The organism is Photobacterium gaetbulicola (assembly GCF_003025515.1).
Classification (GTDB): domain Bacteria; phylum Pseudomonadota; class Gammaproteobacteria; order Enterobacterales; family Vibrionaceae; genus Photobacterium; species Photobacterium gaetbulicola.
The window spans coordinates 139,867-166,127 of record NZ_PYME01000008.1 but is presented as its reverse complement, the minus strand read 5'-3'; the positions used below and the strand labels follow the sequence as shown (position 1 = coordinate 166,127).

18 protein-coding genes are annotated in these 26,261 nt (G+C 51.0%); 11 read left to right on the top strand and 7 right to left on the bottom strand.

The features are described from left to right. Positions 1 to 10 precede the first annotated feature (10 nt). Positions 11 to 2,419 (top strand): phosphoenolpyruvate synthase, encoded by a 2,409-nt coding sequence (gene ppsA / locus C9J03_RS09360; protein ID WP_044620790.1) that lies wholly within the window; start codon positions 11 to 13, stop codon positions 2,417 to 2,419. Here the strand turns inward: ppsA and C9J03_RS09355 are convergent. The 4 genes from C9J03_RS09355 to C9J03_RS09340 all read right to left on the bottom strand — a co-directional run bounded on the left by C9J03_RS09355 (position 2,416) and on the right by C9J03_RS09340 (position 7,287). Continuing rightward, positions 2,416 to 3,249 (bottom strand): iron-sulfur cluster-binding protein, encoded by an 834-nt coding sequence (locus C9J03_RS09355; protein WP_044620789.1) that lies wholly within the window; start codon positions 3,247 to 3,249, stop codon positions 2,416 to 2,418. The two genes, ppsA and C9J03_RS09355, sit on opposite strands and share 4 nt — an antisense overlap. After that, complete coding sequence (locus C9J03_RS09350; protein WP_044620788.1) at positions 3,242 to 4,273, bottom strand: 4Fe-4S dicluster domain-containing protein; 1,032 nt, start codon at positions 4,271 to 4,273, stop codon at positions 3,242 to 3,244. Before C9J03_RS09350 ends, C9J03_RS09355 begins: the two co-directional genes overlap by 8 nt. Next, entirely contained in the window at positions 4,266 to 6,362 is a 2,097-nt protein-coding gene (gene fdhF, locus C9J03_RS09345) for a formate dehydrogenase subunit alpha (protein WP_044621847.1), read from the bottom strand. Before fdhF ends, C9J03_RS09350 begins: the two co-directional genes overlap by 8 nt. A gap of 109 nt (positions 6,363 to 6,471) precedes the next feature. Further along, the gene (locus tag C9J03_RS09340) at positions 6,472 to 7,287 is read right to left on the bottom strand and encodes a formate/nitrite transporter family protein (protein WP_044620787.1); all 816 of its coding nucleotides are present in this window, start codon (positions 7,285 to 7,287) and stop codon (positions 6,472 to 6,474) included. A 96-nt stretch (positions 7,288 to 7,383) separates the two neighbouring features. On the opposite strand from C9J03_RS09340, the gene C9J03_RS09335 reads away from it, so the two are divergent. The 4 genes from C9J03_RS09335 (at position 7,384) to C9J03_RS09320 (ending at position 12,515) form a co-directional block, all read left to right on the top strand. Continuing rightward, complete coding sequence (locus C9J03_RS09335) at positions 7,384 to 10,092, top strand: cation-transporting P-type ATPase (RefSeq protein ID WP_044620786.1); 2,709 nt, start codon at positions 7,384 to 7,386, stop codon at positions 10,090 to 10,092. A 273-nt stretch (positions 10,093 to 10,365) separates the two neighbouring features. Beyond that, positions 10,366 to 10,674 (top strand): hypothetical protein, encoded by a 309-nt coding sequence (locus C9J03_RS09330; protein WP_039463444.1) that lies wholly within the window; start codon positions 10,366 to 10,368, stop codon positions 10,672 to 10,674. Positions 10,675 to 10,722: 48 nt separating this feature from the next. Beyond that, positions 10,723 to 11,214: a copper chaperone PCu(A)C gene (locus C9J03_RS09325; protein ID WP_039463446.1), complete on the top strand. Its 492-nt coding sequence runs from the start codon at positions 10,723 to 10,725 to the stop codon at positions 11,212 to 11,214. Between the two features lie 311 nt (positions 11,215 to 11,525). After that, on the top strand, positions 11,526 to 12,515 hold the full coding sequence (locus tag C9J03_RS09320) for a calcium/sodium antiporter (protein WP_044620785.1): 990 nt from the start codon (positions 11,526 to 11,528) through the stop codon (positions 12,513 to 12,515). Between the two features lie 169 nt (positions 12,516 to 12,684). On the opposite strand, the gene C9J03_RS09315 is transcribed toward C9J03_RS09320, so the two are convergent. The 3 genes from C9J03_RS09315 to C9J03_RS09305 form a co-directional block, all read right to left on the bottom strand. Next, positions 12,685 to 14,451, bottom strand: a complete 1,767-nt coding sequence (locus tag C9J03_RS09315; RefSeq protein ID WP_044620784.1) for a sodium:solute symporter family protein — start codon at positions 14,449 to 14,451, stop codon at positions 12,685 to 12,687. 115 nt (positions 14,452 to 14,566) lie between these two features. Continuing rightward, entirely contained in the window at positions 14,567 to 16,795 is a 2,229-nt protein-coding gene (locus C9J03_RS09310; RefSeq protein WP_044620783.1) for a right-handed parallel beta-helix repeat-containing protein, read from the bottom strand. A 13-nt stretch (positions 16,796 to 16,808) separates the two neighbouring features. Continuing rightward, positions 16,809 to 17,504, bottom strand: coding sequence for an oligogalacturonate-specific porin KdgM family protein (locus tag C9J03_RS09305; RefSeq protein ID WP_044620782.1), 696 nt, complete (start codon positions 17,502 to 17,504; stop codon positions 16,809 to 16,811). Between the two features lie 372 nt (positions 17,505 to 17,876). Here C9J03_RS09305 and C9J03_RS09300 point away from each other — a divergent pair, with 372 nt between their 5' ends. From C9J03_RS09300 to C9J03_RS09275, 6 genes are all read left to right on the top strand, one after another. After that, entirely contained in the window at positions 17,877 to 18,779 is a 903-nt protein-coding gene (locus C9J03_RS09300) for a LysR family transcriptional regulator (RefSeq protein ID WP_039458550.1), read from the top strand. Between the two features lie 141 nt (positions 18,780 to 18,920). Next, the gene (locus C9J03_RS09295; RefSeq protein WP_082060444.1) at positions 18,921 to 20,099 is read left to right on the top strand and encodes an efflux RND transporter periplasmic adaptor subunit; all 1,179 of its coding nucleotides are present in this window, start codon (positions 18,921 to 18,923) and stop codon (positions 20,097 to 20,099) included. Positions 20,100 to 20,108: 9 nt separating this feature from the next. After that, entirely contained in the window at positions 20,109 to 23,198 is a 3,090-nt protein-coding gene (locus tag C9J03_RS09290) for an efflux RND transporter permease subunit (protein ID WP_044620781.1), read from the top strand. Continuing rightward, positions 23,185 to 24,639 (top strand): efflux transporter outer membrane subunit, encoded by a 1,455-nt coding sequence (locus C9J03_RS09285; RefSeq protein WP_044620780.1) that lies wholly within the window; start codon positions 23,185 to 23,187, stop codon positions 24,637 to 24,639. The genes C9J03_RS09290 and C9J03_RS09285 overlap by 14 nt, the downstream gene beginning before the upstream one ends. A 211-nt stretch (positions 24,640 to 24,850) precedes the next feature. Beyond that, positions 24,851 to 25,600, top strand: a complete 750-nt coding sequence (locus C9J03_RS09280) for an MBL fold metallo-hydrolase (RefSeq protein WP_044620779.1) — start codon at positions 24,851 to 24,853, stop codon at positions 25,598 to 25,600. Positions 25,601 to 25,673: 73 nt separating this feature from the next. After that, positions 25,674 to 26,228: a sigma-70 family RNA polymerase sigma factor gene (locus C9J03_RS09275; RefSeq protein ID WP_044620778.1), complete on the top strand. Its 555-nt coding sequence runs from the start codon at positions 25,674 to 25,676 to the stop codon at positions 26,226 to 26,228. Positions 26,229 to 26,261 lie beyond the last annotated feature (33 nt).

The following is a 26,261-nucleotide window of genomic DNA, read 5'->3' as shown; positions in this document are numbered from 1 at the left end:
GGGAACTAACATGAACAAGACAGCGCCTGCTCCGTTGATATATTGGTACGCCCACTTAAGCATCCAGGATATTGCTCTAGTAGGCGGAAAAAATGCCAGCCTTGGCGAAATGTACAACCAACTCCAGCAGGCTGGCATTCGGGTGCCCAATGGGTTTGCAACCAGTGCCCAATTATTTAGAGATTTCCTCACTCAAAATCAACTTGATGCCCCTATAGATGGCTTGCTGGCATCATTGAACAGCGGGGCCGCAAGCCTCAAAGACGTTGGCCAACAAATTCGTGGCCTCATCAGCCAGGGAGTATTTACCGACCAACAAGAGCAGTGCATCATTGATGCCTACCTCCAGCTTGAAAAACAAACCGGCACCTCTTCCCCTGCCGTCGCAGTTCGCAGCTCAGCGACAGCCGAGGACTTACCCGAGGCGAGCTTTGCAGGCCAGCAGGAGAGTTATCTCAATATTCAAGGTGAACGACAGGTCATTGCCGCGTGCAAACAATGCTTCGCCTCGCTGTATACCGATCGGGCCATTGTCTACCGCCAAGAGCAAGGATTCCCCCACCAGCAAGTCGCCCTCTCTGTCGGTATCCAGCAAATGATTGAGTCTGAATGTGCCGGTGTCATGTTTAGCCTTGATACCGAGAACGGCTTTCCTGATGTCGTCATGATCAACGGCAGTTGGGGGCTGGGGGAAACGATCGTCAAGGGCAGCGTCACCCCTGACAAGTTTGTGGTGTACAAGCCCCTGCTTGAGCAGCCCGGCAAATCCCCCATCATTGAAAAAAAACTGGGCCTCAAATATGAAAAAATGATTTTTGCCAGTGGCAGCCACTGCGACACTCCGACGGTTACCATCCCCACAACTGAAGCAGAACGCCATATCTTGGTGATCAATGATGAAGAGACTCTGCAGCTCAGTCGTTGGGCTGCCATTATCGAGCGCCATTACGGTTGTGCGATGGACATGGAGTGGGCCAAAGACAGTGTGACGAAACAACTGTTCATAGTCCAGGCTAGACCGGAAACCGTTGAGGCCCAAAAAAGCCGGACGGTTCTGGTCAACTACAAACTCGAAAAAACCAACGCCCCGGTGCTGCTTGAAGGTGCCAGTGTCGGTGCCGCCGTTGCCTGCGGTCAGACCTATACTGTGCTCTCGCCACACGACATCGACCATTTTCCCGAAGGGGCGATCCTGGTGACCGAGCGTACCGACCCGGACTGGGTGCCGATCATGAAAAAGGCAGCAGGCATCATCACCGACTCGGGCGGCCCAACCAGCCATGCCGCCATCGTCAGTCGTGAGTTAAAAGTGCCCGCGATTGTGGGTACCGAGATGGCAACCCATCGCCTTAGCAATGGCCAAACAGTCACCCTCAGCTGTGCCGGCGGCGCGGTGGGTCAGGTCTATGATGGCAGGGTGGGCTTCACCACCCAGCACATTGATATGGCCTCCATCCCCTCACCGAAAACCCAAGTAATGATCAACGCCGCCATGCCGGATGGCATTTTCCATTGGTGGCAGCTTCCCACATCCGGCATCGGCTTGACCCGCATTGAGTTTATTATTTCAAGCCAGATAGGCGTTCACCCGATGGCTTTGCTCCATCCGGAAAAAATCACTGACAGCCAGGTAAAAAGTGCGATTGAGCAACGCTGTCGCCATTTTACCAACCCGCCTGATTTCTTTACCGATACCTTGGCGTTGGGGATAAGTAAAATTGCCGCCAGCCAATATCCCAAGCCTGTAATCGTCAGGATGTCCGATTTTAAGTCCAACGAATACCGCGGCCTACTGGGCGGGGAAGATTTCGAGCTACACGAAGAGAATCCTATGCTTGGCCTAAGGGGGGCATCCCGTTACTACCATCCACGATACCGTGAGGCATTCCAGCTCGAGTGCCAAGCCATTGCCAAAGCGCGCAATGAGAAAGGGTTCGACAATATCATTGTCATGATCCCGTTTTGCCGCACGGTTAATGAAGCAGACAAAGTATTAAATGTCATGGCGCAAGCTGGCCTTGAACGGGGCCAGGACGGGCTACAGGTCTATGTCATGTGCGAAATTCCTTCCAATGTCATCCTTGCTGAGCGATTTGCCGAGCGGTTTGATGGTTTTTCCATTGGCAGCAACGACCTAACCCAGTTGGTACTGGGGATCGACCGTGATTCGGCGGAGCTCAAGCCCATGTTTGACGCCCGAGACGATGCAGTTAAGCGCTTGATAGAACATGTGATCACAGTCGCCCACAGCAAAGGCTGCAAAGTCGGGATCTGCGGCCAGGCCCCCTCGGATCACCCTGAGTTTGCCCAATTCCTGGTCGCCTGCGGCATTGATTCCATTTCCCTCAACCCTGACTCATTTGCCAAGGGGTGCGATGTGATTGCCAAGGCCGAGCAGTCAAGAGATCAGGAGACCTAACAGGCGATATCATACTGCAGCAGTTCGGCCCACGAGAACGTCGGGCCATGGCTGCACACATACTTCTCATTAAGGTAGCAATGGCCGCAGAGCCCAACAGCGCAATGCATTCGGCGTTCTATCGATAGAAATATCGATTTAGGATCAATGCCATACGCGACAAGATATTCCGCCGCAGCGGTTTGCATTGCTTCTGGCCCGGCCAGCAGTACCGTATCAGGTTGCTCACCGAAGGTATGCAATACCTTCGGCAGGATCCCTGTTGCGGTGCCCGGGTAAAATTCCCCGTCACTCAGGCCAGCCATATCTTCAACCACATTGAAGATAGGGATCAAATGCTGCCAGCGCGCTCTCTCTGGATTGAGCATCAGTGCCGCCTGATTTCTCGCGGCATATACCACTTCCAGCTGGATAAACTGCTGGCTGTCGATCAACTGATTAATCACGCTCGCCAAGGGTGCGATACCGCAGCCGCCACCGACGATGAGAATACGCTGATTAAGCAGCCTCTCCATCGGCCAGCCTCGTCCAAACGGCCCTCTGGCACCGATAATATCGCCCACACCGCACTGGAACAATGCATCGGTCACACTCCCCATCCTACGGACTAGAGCCCGAAAGTTCCCCTGCGCGTTTGGCAATGTGGTAAAGGTGAACGGCGCCTCTCCAACACCTGGCAAGCACAGCATAAAAAATTGGCCGCTTTCCGCTTTCAGCCACGGCGACAAATGCTGTTCTGTCTCTTGGATAGCGAACTGGTAGTGGCGGGTATTTTCACCATCATCATAGCAATCCACTATTTTGATCGGCACCGGGGTCAAGTTAAGCATCGTCTGCAATCCTCTTCATCACTGAATGAACCCCTATCACACCGGGGCACGTCGCCTCGCAGCGGCCACAGCCAACACAACCATAGCGGCCAAACTCAGGGACAAAGTCATCGCTAAATTTATGGTACCAAAAGCGCTTTACCCGCTGGCCAGCCTCGGAGGCCGGGTTATGGAAGCTCGCCTCACGTTGGAAGCTTTCGTACAGGCAAGAGTCCCAGAAACGAACCTGGGTCACCGATGTTTGCTGGGAGGAAGCACTCTCTATCGGGCGGGTAGCAAAACACGAACAGGTCGGACACAGCGTGGTACACCCCGAGCAACCCAGGCATTGAATACCCAGCTGCTGCCAAAACTCGTCGGATATGGCGTGCTGATTGAGTTTGCCGATCCCCTCCAGGATATACTGATAGCGGGGAAAAGACTGTTCGCAATGGCTGATATTCTCCCAGCGCTGGTGCAGATCCTCTGGCGATGCATCCTCCAACGCCAAACCGTGCAGCGCTTGTTTCCCTGCCGCCGACAAGACCACCAGCATCCAGCGCTGGCCGTCCAGTGGGTGCAGGACGAGATCCGCTGTATCATCCCGGACACTTGGCCCTGCGTTAACGAGCTGGCAAAACCCTTGCTCGCAGGGGGTGACGCAATCCACACCGACCAATAGCCCTTGCTTGCGCCGTGCTTGGTAGTAAGGATCGTCTTCAAAAAAGATATCTTGATAATGGATGGCCATCAAATCGCAACTTTTCACGCCAAATAACACAAAAGGCGTTGGCGTCGGCAACACTTCTTCAAAAGTCTCCCCATCGAACACATATAAAGGTTCCTGCTCGGCAAAAAAGAACGATTTGGGCGATTGAAGGGGCTTTTGTTCAACCAAATCGGGCCAGTTACCGCTGCCGACTTGCTGCCAGTGATAATCCGCCCGGGCATCATCAGATTGTGGAACAACTTGGTATATCTCATGCGATTGCGCCAAATGCCTTTGTAACTCATCCAGCGAGTCCAACAGGTAAGTTTTATGCATAACCCCCACCTTTTAGTTGCCAAACCGGGCTAGGTTCATGATTTGCCGGCAAAGCCGCCACTGACACCGCACAGGCCTTCAACTCGGGCATTTTAGTTACTGGGTCCTGGGCGGTATTGGTCAGCTGATTCGAAGGAGCCTCTTTAAAGTGATAAGGCATACTCACCACGCCGGGCGGCACATCCTCAGTCACCATCGCCCGCGTTTCGACATATCCCCGCCGAGAGCGAACCCCTACCGCAGCGAAAGGTTTGATAGCCAGCCGACCAGCATCACGAGGGTTGATAAACAAAATCCCGGGAGGGGTCTCCCGCTCAAGAAGCGGTGATTTCCTACTCATCGAGCCACACCCGTAATGAAAATGGAGCCGGTTTGTGGTCAGCAGCAATGGATAATCCTCATCCGTAGGCTCATCGATTGGCACGTAATGGGCTGGTATTAGCCTTGCCTTGCCGATTGGAAACTGCTGCTGGTGAAGAATTGTCGTCCCTTGCGGGGCATCATCATTACACGGCCATTGCAAGCCATAATCATGCTCCAGCTTGGGGTAATTCATGCCCTGGTATGGAGGGGTCAGTGAAGTCATCTCATCAAAAACGGCCTCGGTCTCTGGCCAATCGAGCTGATCGCTGCCCATCGCCTTCGCCAGGGCTTGCAACCACTGCCAGTCCCCCTTTGCTTCGCCGACAGGAGTGATAACCGGGTGGATACACTGCACCCTCCGCTCACAGTTGGTAAAGGTGCCATTTTTTTCGGCAAAAGAAGCAGCCGGCAAAACAAAATCAGCCAACTTGGCGGTCTCGGTCATGGTCAGCTCAGCGACAACCAGCAAATCCAACGCTTGATAGGCTTCGCGGACATGGTTTTGGTCAGGATCGGTCACGACGGGATCTTCGCCAAATAGAATCAATGACTTGAACTTGCCAGCCAATGCTGCTTTGGTCATCCCCATGGACGTCAGCCCCGGGGTTGAAGCAACCTCCCCGCCCCAAGCCGCTGCAAATTTCGCTTGGACGTTGGGATCATCAGCCAGTTGGTAGCCCGGATAGACATTGGGCAAACAGCCCATATCACAAGCCCCCTGAACATTATTCTGTCCCCGCAGCGGGTTGATCCCTGTCCCCGGTTTACCGATATGGCCACAGACCGTAACCAAATCGGCTAGCGCGATGACATTGGTGGTCCCCGCCATGAACTGGGTGATCCCCATCCCGTACATGATCATCGAGCGCTCTGATTGGCTGTAGTATTCCGCAGCCTGCCGGATCAGCTGCGGGTCAAGACCAGTGAGCGCTTCAACCGACTCTGGCGTGACTTTCTCGACATGTTTTGCAAGGGCTTCGAATCCTTCACAGCGCTGTTCAACAAACGCTTGATCATGCCAGCGGTTAGCAATAATGACGTGAAGCATCGCATTGATAAGCGCCGTGTTGGTGCCAGGCTGAAGCTGCAGGTGAATATCAGCAAGCTTTGCCAGCCTTGTCACCCGCGGGTCTACCACAATCAGCGTTGCTCCCGCCTGTTTGGCCTGGATAATTTGCCCGCCCAACACACTGTGGTTCTCTGTTGGATCCGCGCCGATAACCATAATGACACCGGCCTTGAATACATCCTCGGTGCTATTGGTCATAGCACCAGAGCCAAGCACTTGCTTAAGGCCTGCCACGGTTGGGCTGTGGCAAATCCGGGCGCAGTGATCCACGTTGTTGGTTTTCAGTACGGCGCGGGCAAATTTTTGCGCAGCATAGTTATCTTCGTTGGTTGCCCGCGCACTACTGATCACCCCGACGGCTTGCGGACCATATTGCTCAATGGTATCGAGTAAGGAGGCGCTGATTGAACACAATACTTCATCCCAGCTGATGGGGATAAATTTGTCACGCTCTCTTTTGAGGGGCTGGGTAATGCGATTTTCAGGAGAAACCGCATAAACGGTGCTCCACCCCTTATCGCAAAGTTTCCCCCTGCTAATGGGATGATCCAATTGAGGGGCAACACCACACACCTCGCCTTTCGCATCGCTGGATAAATACATGCCGCAGCCGACACCGCAGAAAGGGCAGACTGTTTTCACAACTTTGGAATGCATACTGATTCCCTGATTGTTGAAGCCAGCTAAATTATAGCACCCGCCCTGATATTCATTTTCCATCGCCAAGGGCAAATACACTAGCGGATAAGGAAGTAACCTTTTGAATCTATGGCTCTTTCCTTAAATAAATAATGTGGTATACCAAACCGACCATCACACTGCCCCCGACAAGGTTGCCCAAAATAACAGGGATCAAGTTACCGACAAAACCCAGTAGCGTGACAGAGTCAGCAACATCCACCGTGCCCGAGAGCTTGAGCAGCATGGCAAGCGGAATGAAATACATATTGGCGATACTATGCTCGAAACCGGCAGCAACAAACGCAGAGATTGGAAACACGATCGCCACCGCCTTATCAATCACACTGCGGCCAGCCAACGCCATCCAGACAGCCATGCACACCAGCACGTTGCACAATAAGCCGCGAAAAAAAGCGGTCCAAAACGGCAACTCACATTTCGCCGCCGCAATCTTGGCGTACATGGCCGCAATGGCACCATCGTTCATGGTCGTATGGCCAGAAAGGAACACCAGAACGGCCAACCCTACGGCACCGACCAAATTAGCCGCGCACACAACCCCCCAGTTTATCAATAACTCCGATGTGGTGATCTTGTTGTCAGCCCAAGCCATCGCCAAAAGGTTATTGCCAGTAAACAGCTCGGCACCCGCCACGATGACCAGCAACAGCCCCAGAGAAAAGGTCACGCCGCCGAGTACTTGCTGCATGGCAAACCCCAGTTCAGCATCAGATTTCACCAAGGTGAAATATAAACCGCCTAGGCCAATAAAAGCGCCAGCCAATATGCCCAGCATCACCATGGAGAGCAGTGGCAGCCTAGCCTTTACCACCCCGATGCTGTCAACCTTCTCGGCTATCTGCTTGGGAGAGAACGCATCAAATCCAAAAATATCTGCCATTCGCTTGTTTCCCTTTCCCATAATTCATACACACAACCTAGACCAGTTTGCCTAATAATCAATAAACGACGATTTTAGGCCGCTGGATATGTTGCCATGTACGAGCCACCTACCCCTTGGCACCATTGCTCTGTACAGCAAACCTTCACGGCTGTGGACAGTCAGCCGGAGGGCCTGAGCGCCGAAGAAGCCAAGCAGCGTCTGCACCATCAGGGCCCCAATAAGTTACCAGACCCACAAAAGCGTTCATTTATCACCCGCTTTATTAGCCAGTTCAACAACCTACTCATCTATGTCTTGCTCGTTGTCATGGTGATTACCGGGCTTCTTGGCCATTGGCTCGATACCGGCGTCATTGCCGGGGTCGTGCTGATCAATGCCATTATTGGCTTCATACAGGAAGGTCGGGCAGAGGAGGCGCTGAAGGCCATCCGCAGCATGCTATCACCCAATGCCGAGGTCATCCGAGGCGGTCGTCAACAAACCATTGCCGTCGAAAACCTGGTTATTGGCGATATTGTACTACTTCAGCCCGGCGATCGGATCCCGGCCGATTTAAGGCTATGCCGCGCTAAAGGGTTGCAGGTATCCGAGGCCATTTTGACCGGCGAGTCTGTTGCCGTTGATAAGCAAAGTGATCCGGTCGGATGCCAAACCGAACTAGCCAGTCGCAGCTCCATGGCCTACTCCGGCACACTGGTCACCCATGGCCTGGGCACCGGTATCGTTGTAGCAACGGGCATTGATACTGAATTAGGGCAAATCAGTGAACTGGTCTCGAAAGTGGCACCGACAGATACCCCTTTGCTTAAGCAGGTAGCTAGCTTCGGCCGCTGGCTAACAGCACTGATCCTGATCTTGGCAACGGCCACTTTTTCCTTTGGAGTCTTGATCCGTGACTACCCTAGCACCAACATGTTTCTTGCTGCGGTCAGCCTAGCCGTCGCGGCGATCCCCGAAGGACTGCCAGCCATCATGACCATCACACTGGCGATCGGGGTCGAGAGAATGGCCCGGCGCCAAGCCGTGATCCGCCGACTTCCAGCCGTTGAAACCCTGGGCTCGGTCACGGTGATCTGCACCGACAAAACCGGTACGCTCACCCGCAATGAAATGACCGTCCGCACCATAGTCACCGCAGACAACCAATACACTCTGAGCGGCACCGGTTATAACCCACATGGCTTTCTGATGCTCAATGGACAGGAAATTGTCCCCGCCCCGGACTCGCCCATCACCCAAGCAATCCGTGCCTCGGTGCTATGTAATGACTCAACCCTGAGTCACAAAGGGCAGGAATGGCAGATCCATGGAGATCCTATGGAAGGTGCACTGCTTGTGGCAGGCGCTAAGCTAGGCCTTGATGCTGAAAATGAAAACCACAATTATCCCCGCACCGACTTGATCCCCTTTGAATCAGAGCATCGGTTTATGGCGACGCTGCACCACAGCCATGAAGGACAGGCCTTTATTTTCCTCAAAGGGGCACCGGAGCAAATCATAGAAATGTGCCACCAGCAAATGACCGATGCAGGGCCGACCCACATTCAACCTGACTACTGGTTAGGCATGATCGAACAACAAGCCCATGACGGCCAACGACTGTTGGCCATCGCTTACAGCCCAACGCATTATGATCAGGTCGAACTGCATTTTGGTGATATCGGCAAACAATTCATTATGCTGGGCCTGTTTGGCCTTATCGACCCTCCACGAGAAGAAGCCATCGAGGCCGTGCAGGCATGCAAGGAAGCGGGTATTCGAGTAAAAATGATCACCGGCGATCACGCCCTGACGGCGCGGGCTATCGCATTGCAACTGGGCATTATCAACACCGACGAAGCCCTGACAGGCCAACAGATGGACAAACTCAGTGAAGAAGCACTGTTTGAGCTTGCTGATCACATTGACATTTATGCCCGCGTTAACCCAGAGCACAAAATGCGCCTCATCAACACGTTGCAGCAGCATAACCACATCGTGGCCATGACAGGCGATGGCGTTAATGACGCCCCAGCCCTGAAGCGCTCCGATATTGGTACGGCAATGGGACAAAACGGTACCGAAGCGGCGAAAGAAGCGTCCGAGATGGTATTGGCCGATGACAACTTCGCCACCATCACGGCAGCTGTCGAAGAGGGACGCGCGGTGTATGACAACTTGCAAAAAGCCATTCTGTTTATATTGCCAACCAATGGCGGAGAAGCCCTGATCATACTTACTGCCGTCTTGCTGGGCTTCCAGCAGTTACCCCTCACCCCAGTCCAGATCCTTTGGGTGAATATGATAACGGCCGTTACACTGGCGCTGTCGCTTGCTTTTGAACCGAAAGAAAAAGGGATCATGCAGCGTCCGCCCCGTCCGACGAACCATCCTCTTTTGAACAACCACCTGATTTGGCGGATAGGTTTTGTGTCGGTGATTATAATGATCGGTACACTTGGACTATTCCAGTGGGAACTGGGGCATAACCCCAGCATTGAACGAGCACGTACCATCGCGGTGAACACCCTCGTTATGTTCGAGATTTTCTACCTGTTTAATTCGCGCTATATCCTTGAGCCCATTTTCAGCCGCCAGGCCATTGTGGGCAATTACTATGTCTTGCTGGCCATCACGCTTTTATGTTTGTTTCAGCTTACTTTTACCTACCTGCCAATCATGCAGGTACTTTTCGGCACTAGTGCTATTGAGATTATGGCTTGGCCAAGGATCATCATCATCGCCTCAAGTGTCTTCGTACTTGTGGAAGCCGAAAAAGCCATCATGAGGCGGCTTCGAGGAAAGTCGACATCAAATACATAACGTACCTCCGACCGACACAAAGTTGCTAGCCTGATCTCAAAAGCACTACAAAACATTAACAAGTAAAGTTACATCCTCGCAGTTGCTTGTTACTATCCGATCATTGTCTAGCCAGTGCACATATTCATGCCGTTCACTTTCCCGCCATGTAAGCCATTCATAAACAGCAGAAAGTTGATATGCTTGCTGGCCGTTACTGCACTCCTGACCTCGTCCCTGCTCTCTTCCGTAGCCGTTCTCAATCCTCGTTTGTTTGTTAAGGAAAAAGTCTGGTTGACCGGCAAAAAAGTCCTTGTTTGTACTTCTTCCGGCTTACGCTGGGTGTCTGTACAGTCTCTTGAGCAAAGCGATCATCACCACGATGATGAGCATCCACGTTTCAATACCCACTGTCCGGTCTTCAAGCTGTATGATAACAATCCCCAGCAGCTAGAAGGGGACTACAAGCTTGTCAGTCAACTCCAATTTATCGGCTACCTTGGCGATTATCTATCGCTGTATACCCCTACTTCTCAACGGCTATTCCTGCTGGCTCCCAAGCATTCTCCACCATTACCATTTGTCTCACTTTTTCATTTCTAACAATCAGCGATCTACATTTTCGTGGCATCACGCCACCCGGAGAACGTAATGAAAACAATAAAAAGCATTCTATTAGGCAGCCTCTTCGCACTCACTAGCACGGTTAATGCGCATGACTACAAGGTCGGCGAGCTACACATTGAGCACCCTTGGTCAAAACAAGTTCCACCAACTTCGCAAGTCGCCGCGGCGTTTTTCAATGTGGTCAGCCACAGTAACAAGGGCGATGAACTGCTCAGCGCAACGTCTCCCATCGCAGGCAAAACCGAGCTGCATACCCATTTCCACGAAAACGGTATGATGAAAATGCGCGAGGTTGAGAAAATTGATATTCCCGCCCATGGTTCACAGGCTTTGAAGCCAGGTGGCTACCACATTATGTTTTTTAAGCTCAACGAAGTGCCTAAGCTTGGCGAGAAGTTTCCTTTGACCCTCACCTTCAAACACGCCGGGACGATTGACCTTGAGGTCACGGTTGAGGAAGCGACTTATGTACCTGAAGGCATGAAAGAAGAAAAAATGGACCACAGCCAGCATTAACTAAGCAGATGGGTGCAGGCTAAGCGTACGGCCTGCCCCCGCTGCGACTGTTACTAAATCTTACATTTCTCTCCCCACACATCCCTAGCTTGAACCCATCCGCCGCGTATAATACGCCCCAGTTTGAGGGAGTAGCTATTTTGCCCGCGGGGCAAAAGGTTATGTCAACATATTTGGCCACATGCCATGGCATATCCAGCTACCGATATATTTTTGGTAGCCCAGCGAGACTCGGACAATCACGCACCAACTGCGAGGGCCAGGTGTGGGATTGTTCGTGTTTTGATTAGCCCTCGCCCATAGAATACTCAATGAACGCTTTTCTCGTCGCTCTTGTTGCCTTGGCTCTTGGATTTGTCTTGTTGTCCCTCAGTGCCGATAGACTTATCGCCTCCTCCGCAACGTTTGCCAAGCTCAATAATGTCTCAATAGTCTTTATCGGCATGACGGTGGTTGCCTTTGGGACCTCAGCCCCGGAACTGTTAGTCTCGGCTACCGCGGCCATCAATGGTGCTGGCGAGCTTTCAATTGGAAACGGGCTAGGCTCGAACATCATCAACATTGGCCTAGTGCTATCAATCTGCATGCTATTCAAGCCACTAACTGTCCATCCGCGTTTTATCCGCCGTGAGTTCCCTATTCTGACCATTGCGATGATGATATCGGGTTTACTGATGGTAAACGGACAGTTAGCAATACGCGACGGCCTTATTCTGATTGTTGGGCTCGTGGCCTATTGCTTCTATTTGGCCCAGTCCGTAAAGCACGGCCATTCAGAGCCCGAAGAGTTGGACTTTCTCAATATATCGAAACCGCGTGCGGCTGTTGAAACCCTCATCATGCTCGTGGTCTTGCTCGCGTCGTCCAAGCTGATGGTGTGGGGGGCGGTTGAGCTGGCCGTCATTGCTGGAATTAGCGAGCTAACAATTGGCCTGACGGTTATTGCCTTTGGCACCAGCCTGCCTGAACTGGCCGCAGCCCTGGCAGGCGTGAGAAGAGGCATGCATGACATTGCCTTTGCCACTGTCATCGGCTCCAACATCTTCAACCTACTGGGCGTCATAGCGTTCCCTGCTCTTTTGGGTAATGGCTTGCAACTGCCTGAGCAGATTTTGAGCCGAGACTTACCCGCCATGGCACTGCTCACCACCGTTGTCGGTATGATGTTTTTAGCGGCGCTAGCCCGCCAGCGTTATGCTGGCGCCACGGCATACAGCTACCAGGTCAGCCGGGCTGGCGGTGGCGTGCTCCTGATGATCTTTGGCGGCTATATGTGGTCGCTCGCCAGCTCGATGATCTAATTTCCCCGCAGGGCTACCCTACCCCTGTAGCCCCGCGCAAAAACGTAGATAAAACAAAGCCGCCTATCAAAGGCGGCTTTTCTCTTGCTAATACCAGCAAACAGTAACCATATACCCGTAGGCGGATTGAGCTATTCACCCTGTTGAGATCACGCTGTCAGCGATAGCATCACTGCGTGCTCGGTGCCGTTACTTTCACTTCATCTAACCGGGCACTTTTCTTCAAACCAAAACCAACGACAAATACCGCAGCGGCACAGGCCAAGAACAACATCCGCCCCCAAAGAGGATTAGGGATCAGAACCATCAACGTTAAGCCTGCAGCCATATATGTTACTAACTTGCCAAGTTTTGCCCGCTGCATACGGTCTACAATGTCTTGCCCTTCTTCAGCGACACACGGTGTGTCCACATCGTTAAAGAACTCGAGCGTTGTTTCTTTATGGATATCCTGCTCTTCTTTATAAAACAGGGTCGATAGGCAGAAGAAACCGGCCGTAAAGAACAGGTGCGCAGCAATGGTGATCATGGTCCGAAGCTCACCGGCCTCGCGACGGGTGAGCTCTTCAATGCCAAACCAACTTGCCACATAGTCCGGGGTAAAGATCTTAACAACCGACCAAGAGACCAGCATCCCGAAGACAACCGTAGCCCACGGCGCCCACTTAGGGGTTTTACGGATAATGATACCAAGGAATAACGGCACCAGAATTGGTGATTGCAGCAATGTTGCCACCTGCATCATTAGATCGAACAGGCTTAGGTGTTTCAGCGAGTTGAAGAACTGGGCCATCATGATGACCAAGATACCATTGACCAGGCAGGCAACCTGACCCGCCCTTAGCAGTTCTCGGTCTGACGCCTGCCCCTTACGGACAACATTCGAGTAAAAGCTGCGGACAAAAATACCTGAGTTTCTATTTAGGGCGGAGTCCATTGAGGACATGGTCGCCGCAAACAAACCCGCCATCAATAAACCGACGGTACCGAGTGGCATGGTTTCACGGGCAAATACCAAATACACCGCATCACTTGCCTTTGCCCCCAGTTCCGAGTACTGCGTTGCCGCATCCGGATAAAGGATCGCCGATGCCCAAGGCGGGATAAACCAGATAATGGCACCAAAGATCATCATTGCCAACGCCATCACTGCAGCCTTGCTAGCATTGTGTGAATCTTTGGCATTCAAAAAGCGATATGACTCCTGCATGTTGTTAATACTTTGCAGCTGCTTCACGATGAAGAAAATGAAAGTACATACCAACAGCAGCGGGTAATTCATGTCCGGCCCCATGACGAAACCGCCAGGGAAGTTCTCAATAATCTCGCCAGGACCACCGACCACATACAGCGCGACGGCAGCACAAGCGATAGAGATCACCGCAACAACCAAGGTTTGGATAAAGTCGGAGGCAACTACCCCCCAGGCGCCACTGAGCAAGGAAATAGCCAGTACCGCAAGCCCTGTGACCCAAATTGTCGTGACAATATCAGCGTTAAAAACAGCCGAAGCAAAGACGCCGAGGCCATTTAGCCAAACCCCTGCGTTGATCACACTGAGGGGAATAATGACCCAGGTAAAGAATTGCTCATTGGTGTTGCCGAAGCGGCGTCGTACCCCTTCCGTTGGCGTATCAACACGCATCTGGCGAAAGCGGCGGGCAAAATAATAGTAGGCAAACACATAAGCAACCATGTTACCGATAAAAACAGCCAATACCGCAAAGCCGTCATTAAAGGCTTTACCTGCCGCCCCGGTAAACGTCCAGGCCGAGAACTGGGTCATGAAGGCAGTGGCCCCCACCATCCACCACAGCATCTTGCCGCCCCCGCGGAAGTAGTCACTGGTACTGTTGCTTGCCATCTTTTTAAATAACAAGCTGATAGCAATCATTAATGCAAAATAGCCCGCGATAACGATGTAATCGTATTCCATAATTAAACCTCTAAATCCAATTTAGACAAGGTACTCATAAAAGGGAAAGCCTAACGCGTTGTTTCCTGTACGGGATAAAAATAAAAAAGCTCCGAAGAGCTTTTTTATTAATCAATTACTGCAAAAGCTCTTTCAACTTCAGCGCTTCCTGCTTACCAGGGATCGCCTGCTGCAAGTCAATCACAGACGCCTGTTTTAGCGGTGTAACAAACTGCTTCTCTTTCTCTTTGCCCTCTTCAGACAATGTCTTGTTACCAATAATTAAAAAGTTGCCAGAAGCGTGAGCGCTATTTATGACATCATCATATTTACCTGTAACATGAAAGCGGAAAGAGGCGTTGTTGGTAAAGGAGCCTTGTTCAACATCACCCGAATATGGGCTCTGACGGAACAAGTAGTTAAAGCGCTTGTTGTCAATGGCAACATTGTCGCTCAACACCAAGGCTCCTGGGTTGAAGTTATCAGTAAACCCATCCATATTGTTGTTGAACGATAGGCTGTTTTTCACCACGTGAGGAACAGGGATGCCTTCACCTCCCAGCTTGAAACCATTACCGATAGTGCCGCCTTTATTATCAACCTCTAACGTACGCCCGTTATTAAAAGCGATTGAATCAATGATGGTCACCGCGCCGTTTGCACCGTCTTCAACCTTGTTGAAGAGATCCCAGCCGTCATCAATATTGTGATGGGAAATACAGCGGATGAAAGTGTTTCCATCCCCAACCCGCATCTTTGCGGCAAAGCCGTCGGCATTGATTTGAGAAGGATCCATATTGTTATAGCTTTCACTATCTATCACCGTATTATGGCTAGCCCATAGTGCTCGGCCGATATTTTCCGGAGAGGTAATTTGGAAACCGGTATCAGGTGCACTGTGGGTCACCATTTTCTCGAACGTATTGTGACTTCCGTGAACAATGAACTGCGCGTGTGCCACCTCGATATTCTGATAATGCCAATAGTTGGCATCATGATGGAACTCAGAGACAAAGCGTACTTTCTCACCCATCGCGCGAAGCGTTTTCGGCTGCTCCGCAGTACCACTGGCCGTAACCGGTACGGTGATACCTTGATAGTCACCATCTTTGAGCAAGATAGTGCCGCCAGCCGGTAACACAGCCATCGCCGTTGCCAAATCGTAAGGGTGGTCAGCAGAACCATCCCCTTCAGAACTGCCATTAGGAGCAGCATATAGCTCCATGGCGTTTGCGGCTGGGGTAAACTCCACGTTATACGAAAGCGACTGAGGCTCTTGCTCTGGTCCTTCTACCGCCGTAAATACCACGTCCACGGCATTTTCCGTCTCATCAAGATCAATGAGGTGGTGGAAAAGCTCACCGGCGGCAACCAACTGCTTAGTAACAACCTTGCCGTTGTGCTTAAGTTCAAAGGCTCCGGTATAGTTCGCCCGAGCCTGCACAGGGTATGCCTTAACGAGGGAGCGCGGTGAAGAGGCCTCCTGCACGATAAGGTTCACTTGCTTGGCTTCATACAGCGGGGCATCCTGCGTATCGGCTTCTGAAACATCCAAGTTGACATTGCTAACTCGCATTTTCGCATTGCGAGAGGCAAAAAAACCAACATATTGCGAGTCAGGGTTCTGCACTTCTACAATGTTCGCATTCGCACCTTTCACTTCCTGGGTAATGACTTCATCACCATATTGGTAACTGACCGTGAACCCTTCATCAGTTCGAGTCAATGTCATGCGATAGCTTTCTGACTCGCCATAAGTGACGCCGTCAACATAATCGACACGACTCAATCGGTTTCCGGCCGTTCCCCACGGCTGATACACACCTTCCCGGTAAGAGGCGTTAACATTGGTCATACCGTCATTGGTACGGGTATGAGACCGAAGCAGGTTCATGACCATATTGGACGAAGAGGGAAACTCCTCATGGCCTTCCGGCTGAGGAACCAGACGCTCGGCACCTAAGATATCTCGTACCATCAGACCGGCACCTTCCTGACGGTTTGGTGTCGCGCCCGTTTCAGGTCCAAGCTGCTCCAGCACAACGTCAGCACTTAGTGTAAAGTTCAAGTCCGTTGGCAGCTCGGTATAGTAAAACGTCAAACCCTCATGTGAGTTTGCCAACTTACCGCCGCGGCTTTCGATGGTAAACTCCGGCTGGACTTGACCTGGCTGAACCTTCTTACCATCGGCAGTTACCTGGTTAACCCCGACTTTTTCAGGCAGGATCGTCGAACCAAAATTCATATCTGTCGACTGGCCGAAGGTAATTGCTTTCCAAGTCAGCTCATCAACATTAATATCAGCCGCATAGATAGAAGGAGCAAATAAAGTACCGAATAATAAAGATAATGTTGTCTTTTTCATTTTAAGCACCTAATTAAAAATTGTACTTCATACCAAAGCGGTAACGAATTGCGTAATCATCTTTATAGCCATCGCCGTCTTTATCAAATGTTAAAGCACCGACTTCTACAAATGGAATCCATCCGCTTGATAGCAATGAATATTCTCCGAAGAAATTAATTAGGTGATCGCGGTCTTTATCTTTCCAGCCACCTTTTCCTGACTCTAAGTCTTTATATTCAATATCTACACCGACTTTACCCCAAGACAGTTTATAATCTGTTACGAGGTTAAGCTGATGGTAGCCAGAATCATCCCCAGAGACCGGGCGGTCCCAACCGTAGCGATAGCGCAGTGACGCCCCCCAATCATCGGTGATCTTAGTGATCCCGCGGATATTAAACTTATGCACGGTCTTTGTGCTCGATACGTCAGCCGCATAAGATGGCTGAAGAGTAAAGTTGTTATTAATCTTATAGTTATAACTTACACCAACTTCATGGCCGCCACTTTTCATTTTACGGACGAATTCATCGTCGTCATGACGCCACTTTGCTTCGACAGATACACCAATACCATTGTCAAACCGGTGAGAGACACTGATGCGATCTCTATGTTTATCACCGTCTCGGTCTGGCATATATTCATGTCTAAGGTTAATCGTTGTCGCAAAAGCCGACGTAGAAGATAAAACAGCAATTAGGGATAGAGATAACAGTTTCAGTTTCATTTTTGAAATACCGTTTTGTTTTATGATGAATTCCATTTCAATATACAAAGATAAAAACAAAATAAAACAAGAAGCGATCTGAAATGTGATCTGTGAAACGGTGTTTCAATTATTATTTTTAAAACCATGACACTTGATGCAAATAAACATACAGGCTTAGATCACGCTTTTGTGAGGGCAGTTTTATGCCATGCAAGTATTTACCCGCCATTACTCAACAAGGACAACACTTATTATTTATTGAATAAATTTAATAAAGTAGGACATCATTGAATGTATCAGCTTGATATTTTTTATGATGCATATCATTTCCGTGCATGGAACTGGCATTTACACTGTAAAGACAATGATTAATGTTGATAAGCGACTTTTATGCGCCTGGATGATCTAAAACTGTTTACCACCGTTGTTGAGCTGGGCAGCTTCTCTGCGGCAGCCAATGCGCTCGACCTCCCCCGCGCCAATGTCAGCCGCCGAATTGGCGAATTAGAAAAGCACCTCAATGCACAGCTATTCTTCAGAACCACACGCAAACTTCGTCTGACACAACACGGTGAAGTGCTCTACCATGAGCTATTGCAAGTGGTTCAGGGAATCGAAAAAGCGCAAGAGGCGATGTATCAGCTAGATAGCAAACCAGCAGGAAAAGTGAAAATCGGGGCGCTGCCAGACAGTGATGAGCTACTTCAGCCTATCCTCAATCAGTTTCAGCTACAGTATCCCGATATCGAGCTAGATGTTCGCTTCAGCACCAATGGCTACCGGGATCTGTATGAACAAGGACTTGATTTAAGTTTCCATGTCGGCCCACTCCAAGATTCAAGCCTGGTTGCGAGACACATCACTTCTATCAATCGTTTCCTTCTCGCTAGCCCAGACTATATTGCACAATACGGAGCACCAGAGAGCATCAATGATCTCGCTCAGCACCGTTGTATTTGCTACCGCTGGTCTGACGGTAGAATTGAAGACACTTGGCGTTTTACAGACTCAACCCTCAAAGTCAAACCTATACTCAGCAGCAATAGTACCGGCTATATCCGCCGCTCGATGATTGCCGGACAAGGGATCAGTTTCCTTCCCCTGCTGTTAGCAATCAATGCAATGGAGTCAGGCGAACTCATTAGAATCCTCCCTGACTGCCAATCCCAGTCAGAGGATGTATGGCTGATCTACCCAGACAGAATGGGCGTAAGCCAAGCAACACGAGCACTTATCAACCACCTGCTGGAGCATTTGCCTAAAATTTTTGATTGTCGCAAAACTCAAGACTAAATAGCGGTAGGTTTGGTGATTATCAACCCAAGCCTTCGTTTTATTGTCACGAAAATCGTGACAGTGTTTCGCATTGCAGCCTAATTATCCTTTCCGATTCAAAGCTTAAAATAACACTGTTTTTTTTGAGTGGAATGAATTATGAAAACAACAAGCTCCTATGCTATGGCTCCAATTGCCATACTTGTGCTTAGTGGCTGCAGTGATACGACACCTGCAGTCGCTGAAAAATCTCCCCGTCCGGTGCAGGTCATCGAACTGGGTAGCCAGCATCAATTCAATACCCGCCAGTTCTCAGGCGTATTGGAAGCTATAGATACTGCCAACCTCGCTTTCAAAGTTCCGGGAACCATCACTGAGGTAATGGTAAAAACAGGGGAAAGAGTCAAACAGGGACAAGTCATCGCAAGGCTTGATCCTCACGACTACCAGGTTGCTGTTTTAGAGCTAGAGGCCCGTCTGGAAGAAGCAAAAGCCGCAAAAGTACTCGCCGCTATTGAACTCAGAAGAGTAAAGCAAGCCGCCCGCGATAATGCTATTGCCGAGGTCAATCTTGATCGCGCACAATCTGGCTACAAGCGCAGCCAAGCCATGGTCAAAGTGGTAGAGCAAAACCTACAAAAAGCCCAAGATGCCCTCGCCTACACCGAGCTCACAGCTCCTTTTGATGGCGTAGTTGGCAAACGCTTCAGCGAACAATTCGAACAAGCCGCCCCCGGCTTTCCCGTCTTTACGCTTCATCAGCCAAACCACCTACACGCTGTTATCGATGTACCGGAGAGCCTAATTAGCCGATTCAAGGACCAACCAACCGGAGCCGTCTCGTGGTACGGCAGCCATGAAGCAATCAAAGCCTCACTCAAAGAGGTTAACACGCTACCGGATCCGATCAAGCAAACCTACCAGATCACCTACCAGTTGGATCAAAGTGCACTGACAATGAAAGATGCAGCGCTTCCCGGCAAGGCTATTCAGTTAACGGTGGCGTTTGAACAAGGTGCAGGGCAGTATTGCATTCCCTACTCGGCCATTAGACAAAGCGGCGAGTTACATTCGGTTTTCACTATCGACAATGGTACAACGCGGCCTAAATCCGTCACTATCGAATCACTCCAGGCCAATCAAGCTTGTGTCAGCGGCAACCTTGCTCCCGGCGATAAAATTATCACCGCCGGCGTCCATTATCTCGAGCCGGGCCAAGCAGTCGGTAAAATTCTCACCACCGCGTTGGTTCAACCGCAGCTCGTGAGCAAAGAGGTCTTTGTTGCTTCAGCACCAACCTCAACCGCACCAGGCAAATCAACCGCCAAAACCCTATAGGTGACAACGATGAATCTTGCAGAATTTGCAATTCGACAGCGCACCTTTATCGTTTTCTTCAGTGTGTTGTGCGTCATTGCTGGTATTACTTCTTACTTCAAGCTGGGTAAGCTTGAGGATCCCACATTTACGGTCAAAAGCGCCGTTGTTGTCACCCTCTACCCAGGCGCTTCCGCGCAGGAGGTCGAGGCGCAAGTCACAGACAAAATCGAGACCCGATTACAAGAGATGGAATCGTTGTGGAAACTTCGCTCTCTGTCTCGTCCCGGCAGCTCGATGGTCTTTGTCGATCTCCAGGAGTCCACCAGCTCAAAGGAACTGCCTCAGCAGTGGGACCTGCTCCGCCGCAAGATCAACGACGTTAAGCTCGAGCTGCCGGCAACGGCTCAAATCAGCATTGTGCAGGATGAGTTTTCGGAAGTGTACGGCATGTTGTTTGCGATAACCGGCGAAGGCATTGAGCCCAGCGAGCTGCGTCTCTATGCCAAGGAGCTACAGCGCCGCCTAAAAGCAGTTGAAGGCATCAAGAAAATTGAGCTGCATGGGGTACGCAACCAAGTCGTTAATATCGACTTACCCGATGAACGTTTGGCTGATTATGGCCTTTCTTCGGCGCAAGTCATCAATCAGTTGGCCAGCCAGAACATGATCTATGATGCGGGTCAGTTCAAAGCTGGGATCGAACGTATCCGGGTTGATCAAGGCAGTGAATTTACCAGCCTGGATGATATTAGGAACCTGATGATCAAAGGCGGTGTGGGGGACTTGGGAACCGGCTTGATCCGCCTTGGTGATATCGCCACTGTCTCTATGGGCTACCAGACGCCAGCTCTGTCTGAAAGCCGCTTCAACGGCATTGATGCAATCACGCTGGCAGTCAGCCCGAACTCTGGCATCAATGTGGTCTCTCTGGGTGATCAGCTCAATCAGGTTATCGCCGAGTATCAGCAGACCCTGCCGCTGGGTATCGACATTAATGCCGTCGCTTTCCAGCCGGAAGAAGTACAAAAGTCGATCAACAACTTCGTGTCCAACTTGATCGAGAGTGTCTTGATTGTCGTCGTGATCCTGTGGTTATTCATGGGCCTGAAAAGCGCCCTGATAGTCGGTAGCAGCCTAATGCTAACTATCTTGCTGACCCTGGTTTACATGAAGATAGAGGCCATTGATCTACAGCGCGTATCTTTGGGCACCTTTATTCTTGCGCTAGGTATGCTGGTTGATAACGCCATTGTTGTCACCGATATGATCATTTCCAAGATCAACAAAGGTATTGACCGACTAAAAGCGGCCAAAGAAACCATCCAGGAAACAGCCGTTCCGCTCCTAGCAGCCACCATTATTGCTGTCATGGGGGCGAGTCCGGTGATGTTTTCCACAACCGACGCGGCTGAATTTGCCGGTTCGGTATTCTGGGTCATGTGCGCGTCACTGCTTCTATCGTGGCTGATTGCCATGACGATTACCCCGTTAATGTGTTGGGCCTGGTTCAAGCCGAAGCAGACACCAGCCTCCCAAGGCAAAGAGCCGCAGGCAAACAAGCCGTCGCTGTACCGCAAAGCCGTCCACTACACGGTCCGCCACCCACTCAAAGGCCTCAGTGTATTGGTACCGCTTCTTGGTATTACCGCCTTTGTCGTGCCTCATATTTCGGTCAACTTCATACCAACCTCAGACCGCGCTATGGTATTTCTCGATTACTGGCTACCGAATGGTGCACAGATAGAGCAAACATCGGCCGATATGGTTCGTATTGAGGACTGGCTGCGTGAGCAACCAGAAGTCAAAGATTTCACTACTTTTGTTGGCGCAAGTGCACCAAGGTTCTCCGTTACCGTTGAACCAGAGCCATATGACCCAAGCTATGGTCAGATCCTGATCAATACCCATGACTACAGCGGCATCGAGGCGCTGGAACGTCGAGGTGACCAATGGCTAGAAGAGCAGTTTCCTCATGCCGAGCCTAGGTTCCGGGCGCTGAAGCTCGCGACCAAAGACAAATTCAGTATTGAGGCCAGGTTTATCGGTCCCGATCCCGAGGTACTGCACGCACTGTCAAAACAGGCCCAAGACATAATGCGAGCCCATCCGAATACCAAGTATGTCCGTGACGACTGGCGTCAGAAAAGCAAAGTCATCGTCCCGCAGCTTAACCAGGAGCAAGCGCGTCGTGCAGGCATCAACCGTACTGATATCGCCCTTGCTATTCAGCGGGCAACTAACGGCGTAACTCTGGCACGCCTTCACCAAGGTGATGAGTTAATCCCCATCAACATCCGCAGTGCCGATGCCGATATTAATTCGCTGGAGACTCTACCTGTACGATCGCTGATGGGATTGCACTCTGTTCCATTGGGTCAAGTTGTCGATAAATTCGAACTCAAGGATGAAGAAAGCATGATATGGCGGCGAAACCGCGTACCCGCTATCACCGTTCAGGCCGCGGTTGACGGTATGACAGCCTCAGATGTCCGTAAGCAACTCGCCGCGGATATTGAAGCTATCGAACTGCCTGACGGCTACCGATTTGAGTGGGGGGGCGAATATTACGACGAAGACAGGGCTATCACAGATACCTTCAACCAACTGCCTAAAGCACTGCTTATCATGGTGATCATCCTTGTAGCCCTGTTCAACGGCTTCAAGCAGCCTGTCATCATTCTAACAACCGTGCCTCTTGCCGCCACCGGAGCGAGCTGGTTCCTGTTGATTGCCGATAAACCATTCGGCTTCATGGCCTTGATCGGCGCCATCGCCCTATCGGGGATGATCATCAAAAACGGGATTGTACTGATGGACCAGATCGAACTGGAAAGAAAAAATGGAAAAGGTCTGGAGGATGCCATCGAGGAAGCCACTTTAAACCGCACCATGGCGATTTCAATGGGTGCGCTAACCACTGCTCTGGGGATGATCCCGTTGCTGTCAGACCGCTTGTTTGACCAGATGGCGGCCACCATCATCGGCGGCTTGGCGGCAGCGACCGTACTTTCTCTGTTTGTGATGCCGGCTCTATACCGTTTGTTTTACCGAGCTGACTTAAAGCACACAACCGACAACGCAGGGCATGATGAGGAGCTGACTCATGAAAAAGCTTAATTTAACTGTATTGACAGCCGCACTGATCCTGACCGGTTGTGCCTCGGCACCAAACTACGAACAACCGCGCAGTACGCTCGCTGACACCTACTTAAATCGAGCGGTTTCGGGGGTAAATAGCGGGCAAAGCCTCACAGGACAGCAGACCAACGCCCATTGGTGGTCCCAATTTAATGACCCAACATTGAATGAACTCATTCGTGATGCCCAAAACCAAAATATCCCACTGAAAGTGGCTTCGGAGCGGATCAGATCCGCCCAAGCCTTCAACCAGATCGTCGAGTCATTCAAAGTGCCGACCGTCGGCCTTGGTGCAGGCTATACCTCGTATGGCATCAGTGAAAATGACCCACTGCTCGGTGCAGCTGTATCTTCCAATAACCCATTGGGTACGGCCATCATAGACAGTGATCAAAGCGCCTTTCATGCCGGTATGACCATCGCCTGGGAGCTGGACTTATTCGGCCGAATTGACAGCCAAGCAAAAGCGGCCTCCATTCGTGCCGAGCAGGCAGAGATCATGTGCCAGGGACTGACAACTCTGATCACCAGCGATGTACTCCACAACTACCTCCAGTTTCGTGGGGCCCAGGAGCGTAAGACAATCGCCCTTGAATTGGTCAAGGATCAACAACAAACGCTGGCATTAGTCGAAAAAATTCACCACAGTGGCTATGGCTCCCAGCTCGATGTCGCCCGGGCCAAAGCAATGCTGGCCGCAACCAGGGCGGTGATCCCACAGTTGGAAACCGCGGAAAATGCCCACCAGCAACGTTTGGCTATTTTACTCGGTGAATCTCCTCGTCATATGCAGGAAAGGCTTGCCGTCAACTCGCCATTACCTTCCTTCAATGGATTAATCCCGACAGGCCTGCCTTCAGATCTATTGCAAAGAAGGCCAGATCTCCGAATCGCAGAACGGGAAATGGCCGCACAAAATGCCGAGTTAGCTGCGGCTGTTGCCAATCAATACCCGAAGTTTTACCTGACCGGGACACCGGGTGTGCTTGCGGGGGATTTTGATGATCTGTTCGACAGCGACTCAGCAACGTGGCTCGCCAGTGTCGGGGTCAGCTGGAACCTGTTCGACGGCGGCCGTACCGATGCCATGATCAAGCTTCAAGAGTCACGCTTTGAAGCCAGCGCACTCACATACCAGCATGCGGTCAACAGCGCTATCGGGGAGGTGGAGACCTTGCTCAATGGCTACGGTAACAGCCAGCAGTATCAGTCTTTGTTGCTTGAGGCCGAAGCAGAAACTGAGGAAGCAGTAGGCAAAGCGCTATCACTCTACCAGGCAGGCCTTATCGACTACCTGTCGGTACTGGATGCCCAGCGCCAGCAACATGCAATGCGCGACCGCGTAGTGGCAGCCCGGCTGCAGACCGCCAATATGGTCGTCGGGTTAAACAAGGCCCTAGGAGGTGATTGGGAAATTTAAATCCTTGCCCAACGTGACTCTCGCTGACCACTCATATATTTCACGTTGGGCCTTTTTCTACTCTAGCGTTCTATGCGTGAGTCACACCTTCCCTCATGTTCATCATATCGGTCTCTGTACTATTCCCTGCTTGATTGGTCTGATGAGTTGTTAAATAATGTTTTTATTGAAGAAAGATAAAATTGCTTTTCATCCACTTAGGGATATCAAGATGAAACTGCACCAGATAGATGGCTATATCCAATCGATATATCTCGTTGAATACCGTTATGGCTTGCTGCTTTTAGATGGCTGCTGCCGTGCTGATATTCCTCATTTGCTCAACTTCATCCGCGAACAGCTTAAGCGCCCAGTCAAGGATCTCAAACTGGTCATTGTCACCCACATGCACCCTGATCACGCCGGTGCGGCGCATCGTCTTCGCAAATTGACAGGATGCAGCATTGCCGCCGCCAATGTCCCCGGCCAGTGGTACCAGGGCATTGATGGCATACTGATGCATTGGACCGACTTGCTGCTAGCAAGTTGGGTCGCCAAGCGAATGAAAAAGACCCGCTGTAATTTGTGGTATAACGCCAAACTAAAGCCAGATTACCTGCTTGACGACCAAGAACTGGTACCAGGCTTCCCCGAGTGGCGGGCACTATCAACTCAAGGTCATACCGACCGGGACTTATCGCTATACCACCAAAACTCCGGCAAGGTTTATGTCGCCGATCTAATGGTAAAAGTGAAAGGACGCTATATTCCTCCCTTCCCGGTTTTCTACCCCAATCGCTACCGCCAGTCAGTCAATAAGATCGTCGCATTATCACCCACAAGCCTGCTACTTGCCCATGGTGGTGAAATCTGCCCGAGCCAGGATGATTTCCAGCACCTTCTCGACAAGGCACCAACCACACCGACAACTCACTGGCGTTCGGTTAAAACAAAATTCAAACGTGCTTTTTCTGCAACATGAGTTGCCAAAAATGCCAATCCAATTACGATACACTCGTTTCGTCAATAATCACTAAGCGGAACAGAGCATTACGATGAGCCAAAACAGCCACAACGCCCGGCCTTGCTTGATGGATGCCTGGGCGCAACATGCCCGGCCCCTCGCCCTCTGGCTAACCACCCAAACGAACGATGCCGAATTGACCGATGATTTGCTACAAGAGGTATTCATTCGGGCAATGGTCAAAGACTATGCGTTTTGCAACATCAGCAACCCCCGGGCTTGGCTCTACCGTGTGGCAAACAATTTGCTCATTGACCACAGACGGAAAAAACATCCCGTGCCATTAGAACAGGATATTGAGCAAGAAAATGACCCGCAAGCGGTTGTCGATACCCTCACCCAGTGCCTAAGCCGAGTCCTGTCCGAGCTCCCGCAGCCAGATAGCCACGTTTTGAAAGCTTGTGACATCAAGGGGATGACTCAACAAGCCTATGCCAACCAACAAGGTTTGACCCTGCCGGCCGTAAAATCACGCCTGCTACGGGCGCGCAACAAACTGAAGCAGCAGTTGATATTATCTTGCCAAGTAAAGCTCGATGCTAACCAGCAAGTGTGCTGTTTTACGCCCCGCAGAGAAAAGTCATGATAGAAAATTTTATTATTATCCCAGATCTAATAA

Bases quoted from the DNA above. Each gene is read 5' to 3' on its own strand.
- ppsA (WP_044620790.1), top strand. From the start codon at position 11: ATGAACAAGACAGCGCCTGCTCCGTTGATATATTGGTACGCCCACTTA.
- C9J03_RS09355 (WP_044620789.1), bottom strand. From the start codon at position 3,249: ATGCTTAACTTGACCCCGGTGCCGATCAAAATAGTGGATTGCTATGAT.
- C9J03_RS09350 (WP_044620788.1), bottom strand. From the start codon at position 4,273: ATGCATAAAACTTACCTGTTGGACTCGCTGGATGAGTTACAAAGGCAT.
- fdhF (WP_044621847.1), bottom strand. From the start codon at position 6,362: ATGCATTCCAAAGTTGTGAAAACAGTCTGCCCTTTCTGCGGTGTCGGC.
- C9J03_RS09340 (WP_044620787.1), bottom strand. From the start codon at position 7,287: ATGGCAGATATTTTTGGATTTGATGCGTTCTCTCCCAAGCAGATAGCC.
- C9J03_RS09335 (WP_044620786.1), top strand. From the start codon at position 7,384: ATGTACGAGCCACCTACCCCTTGGCACCATTGCTCTGTACAGCAAACC.
- C9J03_RS09325 (WP_039463446.1), top strand. From the start codon at position 10,723: ATGAAAACAATAAAAAGCATTCTATTAGGCAGCCTCTTCGCACTCACT.
- C9J03_RS09320 (WP_044620785.1), top strand. From the start codon at position 11,526: ATGAACGCTTTTCTCGTCGCTCTTGTTGCCTTGGCTCTTGGATTTGTC.
- C9J03_RS09315 (WP_044620784.1), bottom strand. From the start codon at position 14,451: ATGGAATACGATTACATCGTTATCGCGGGCTATTTTGCATTAATGATT.
- C9J03_RS09310 (WP_044620783.1), bottom strand. From the start codon at position 16,795: ATGAAAAAGACAACATTATCTTTATTATTCGGTACTTTATTTGCTCCT.
- C9J03_RS09305 (WP_044620782.1), bottom strand. From the start codon at position 17,504: ATGAAACTGAAACTGTTATCTCTATCCCTAATTGCTGTTTTATCTTCT.
- C9J03_RS09300 (WP_039458550.1), top strand. From the start codon at position 17,877: ATGCGCCTGGATGATCTAAAACTGTTTACCACCGTTGTTGAGCTGGGC.
- C9J03_RS09295 (WP_082060444.1), top strand. From the start codon at position 18,921: ATGAAAACAACAAGCTCCTATGCTATGGCTCCAATTGCCATACTTGTG.
- C9J03_RS09290 (WP_044620781.1), top strand. From the start codon at position 20,109: ATGAATCTTGCAGAATTTGCAATTCGACAGCGCACCTTTATCGTTTTC.
- C9J03_RS09285 (WP_044620780.1), top strand. From the start codon at position 23,185: ATGAAAAAGCTTAATTTAACTGTATTGACAGCCGCACTGATCCTGACC.
- C9J03_RS09280 (WP_044620779.1), top strand. From the start codon at position 24,851: ATGAAACTGCACCAGATAGATGGCTATATCCAATCGATATATCTCGTT.
- C9J03_RS09275 (WP_044620778.1), top strand. From the start codon at position 25,674: ATGAGCCAAAACAGCCACAACGCCCGGCCTTGCTTGATGGATGCCTGG.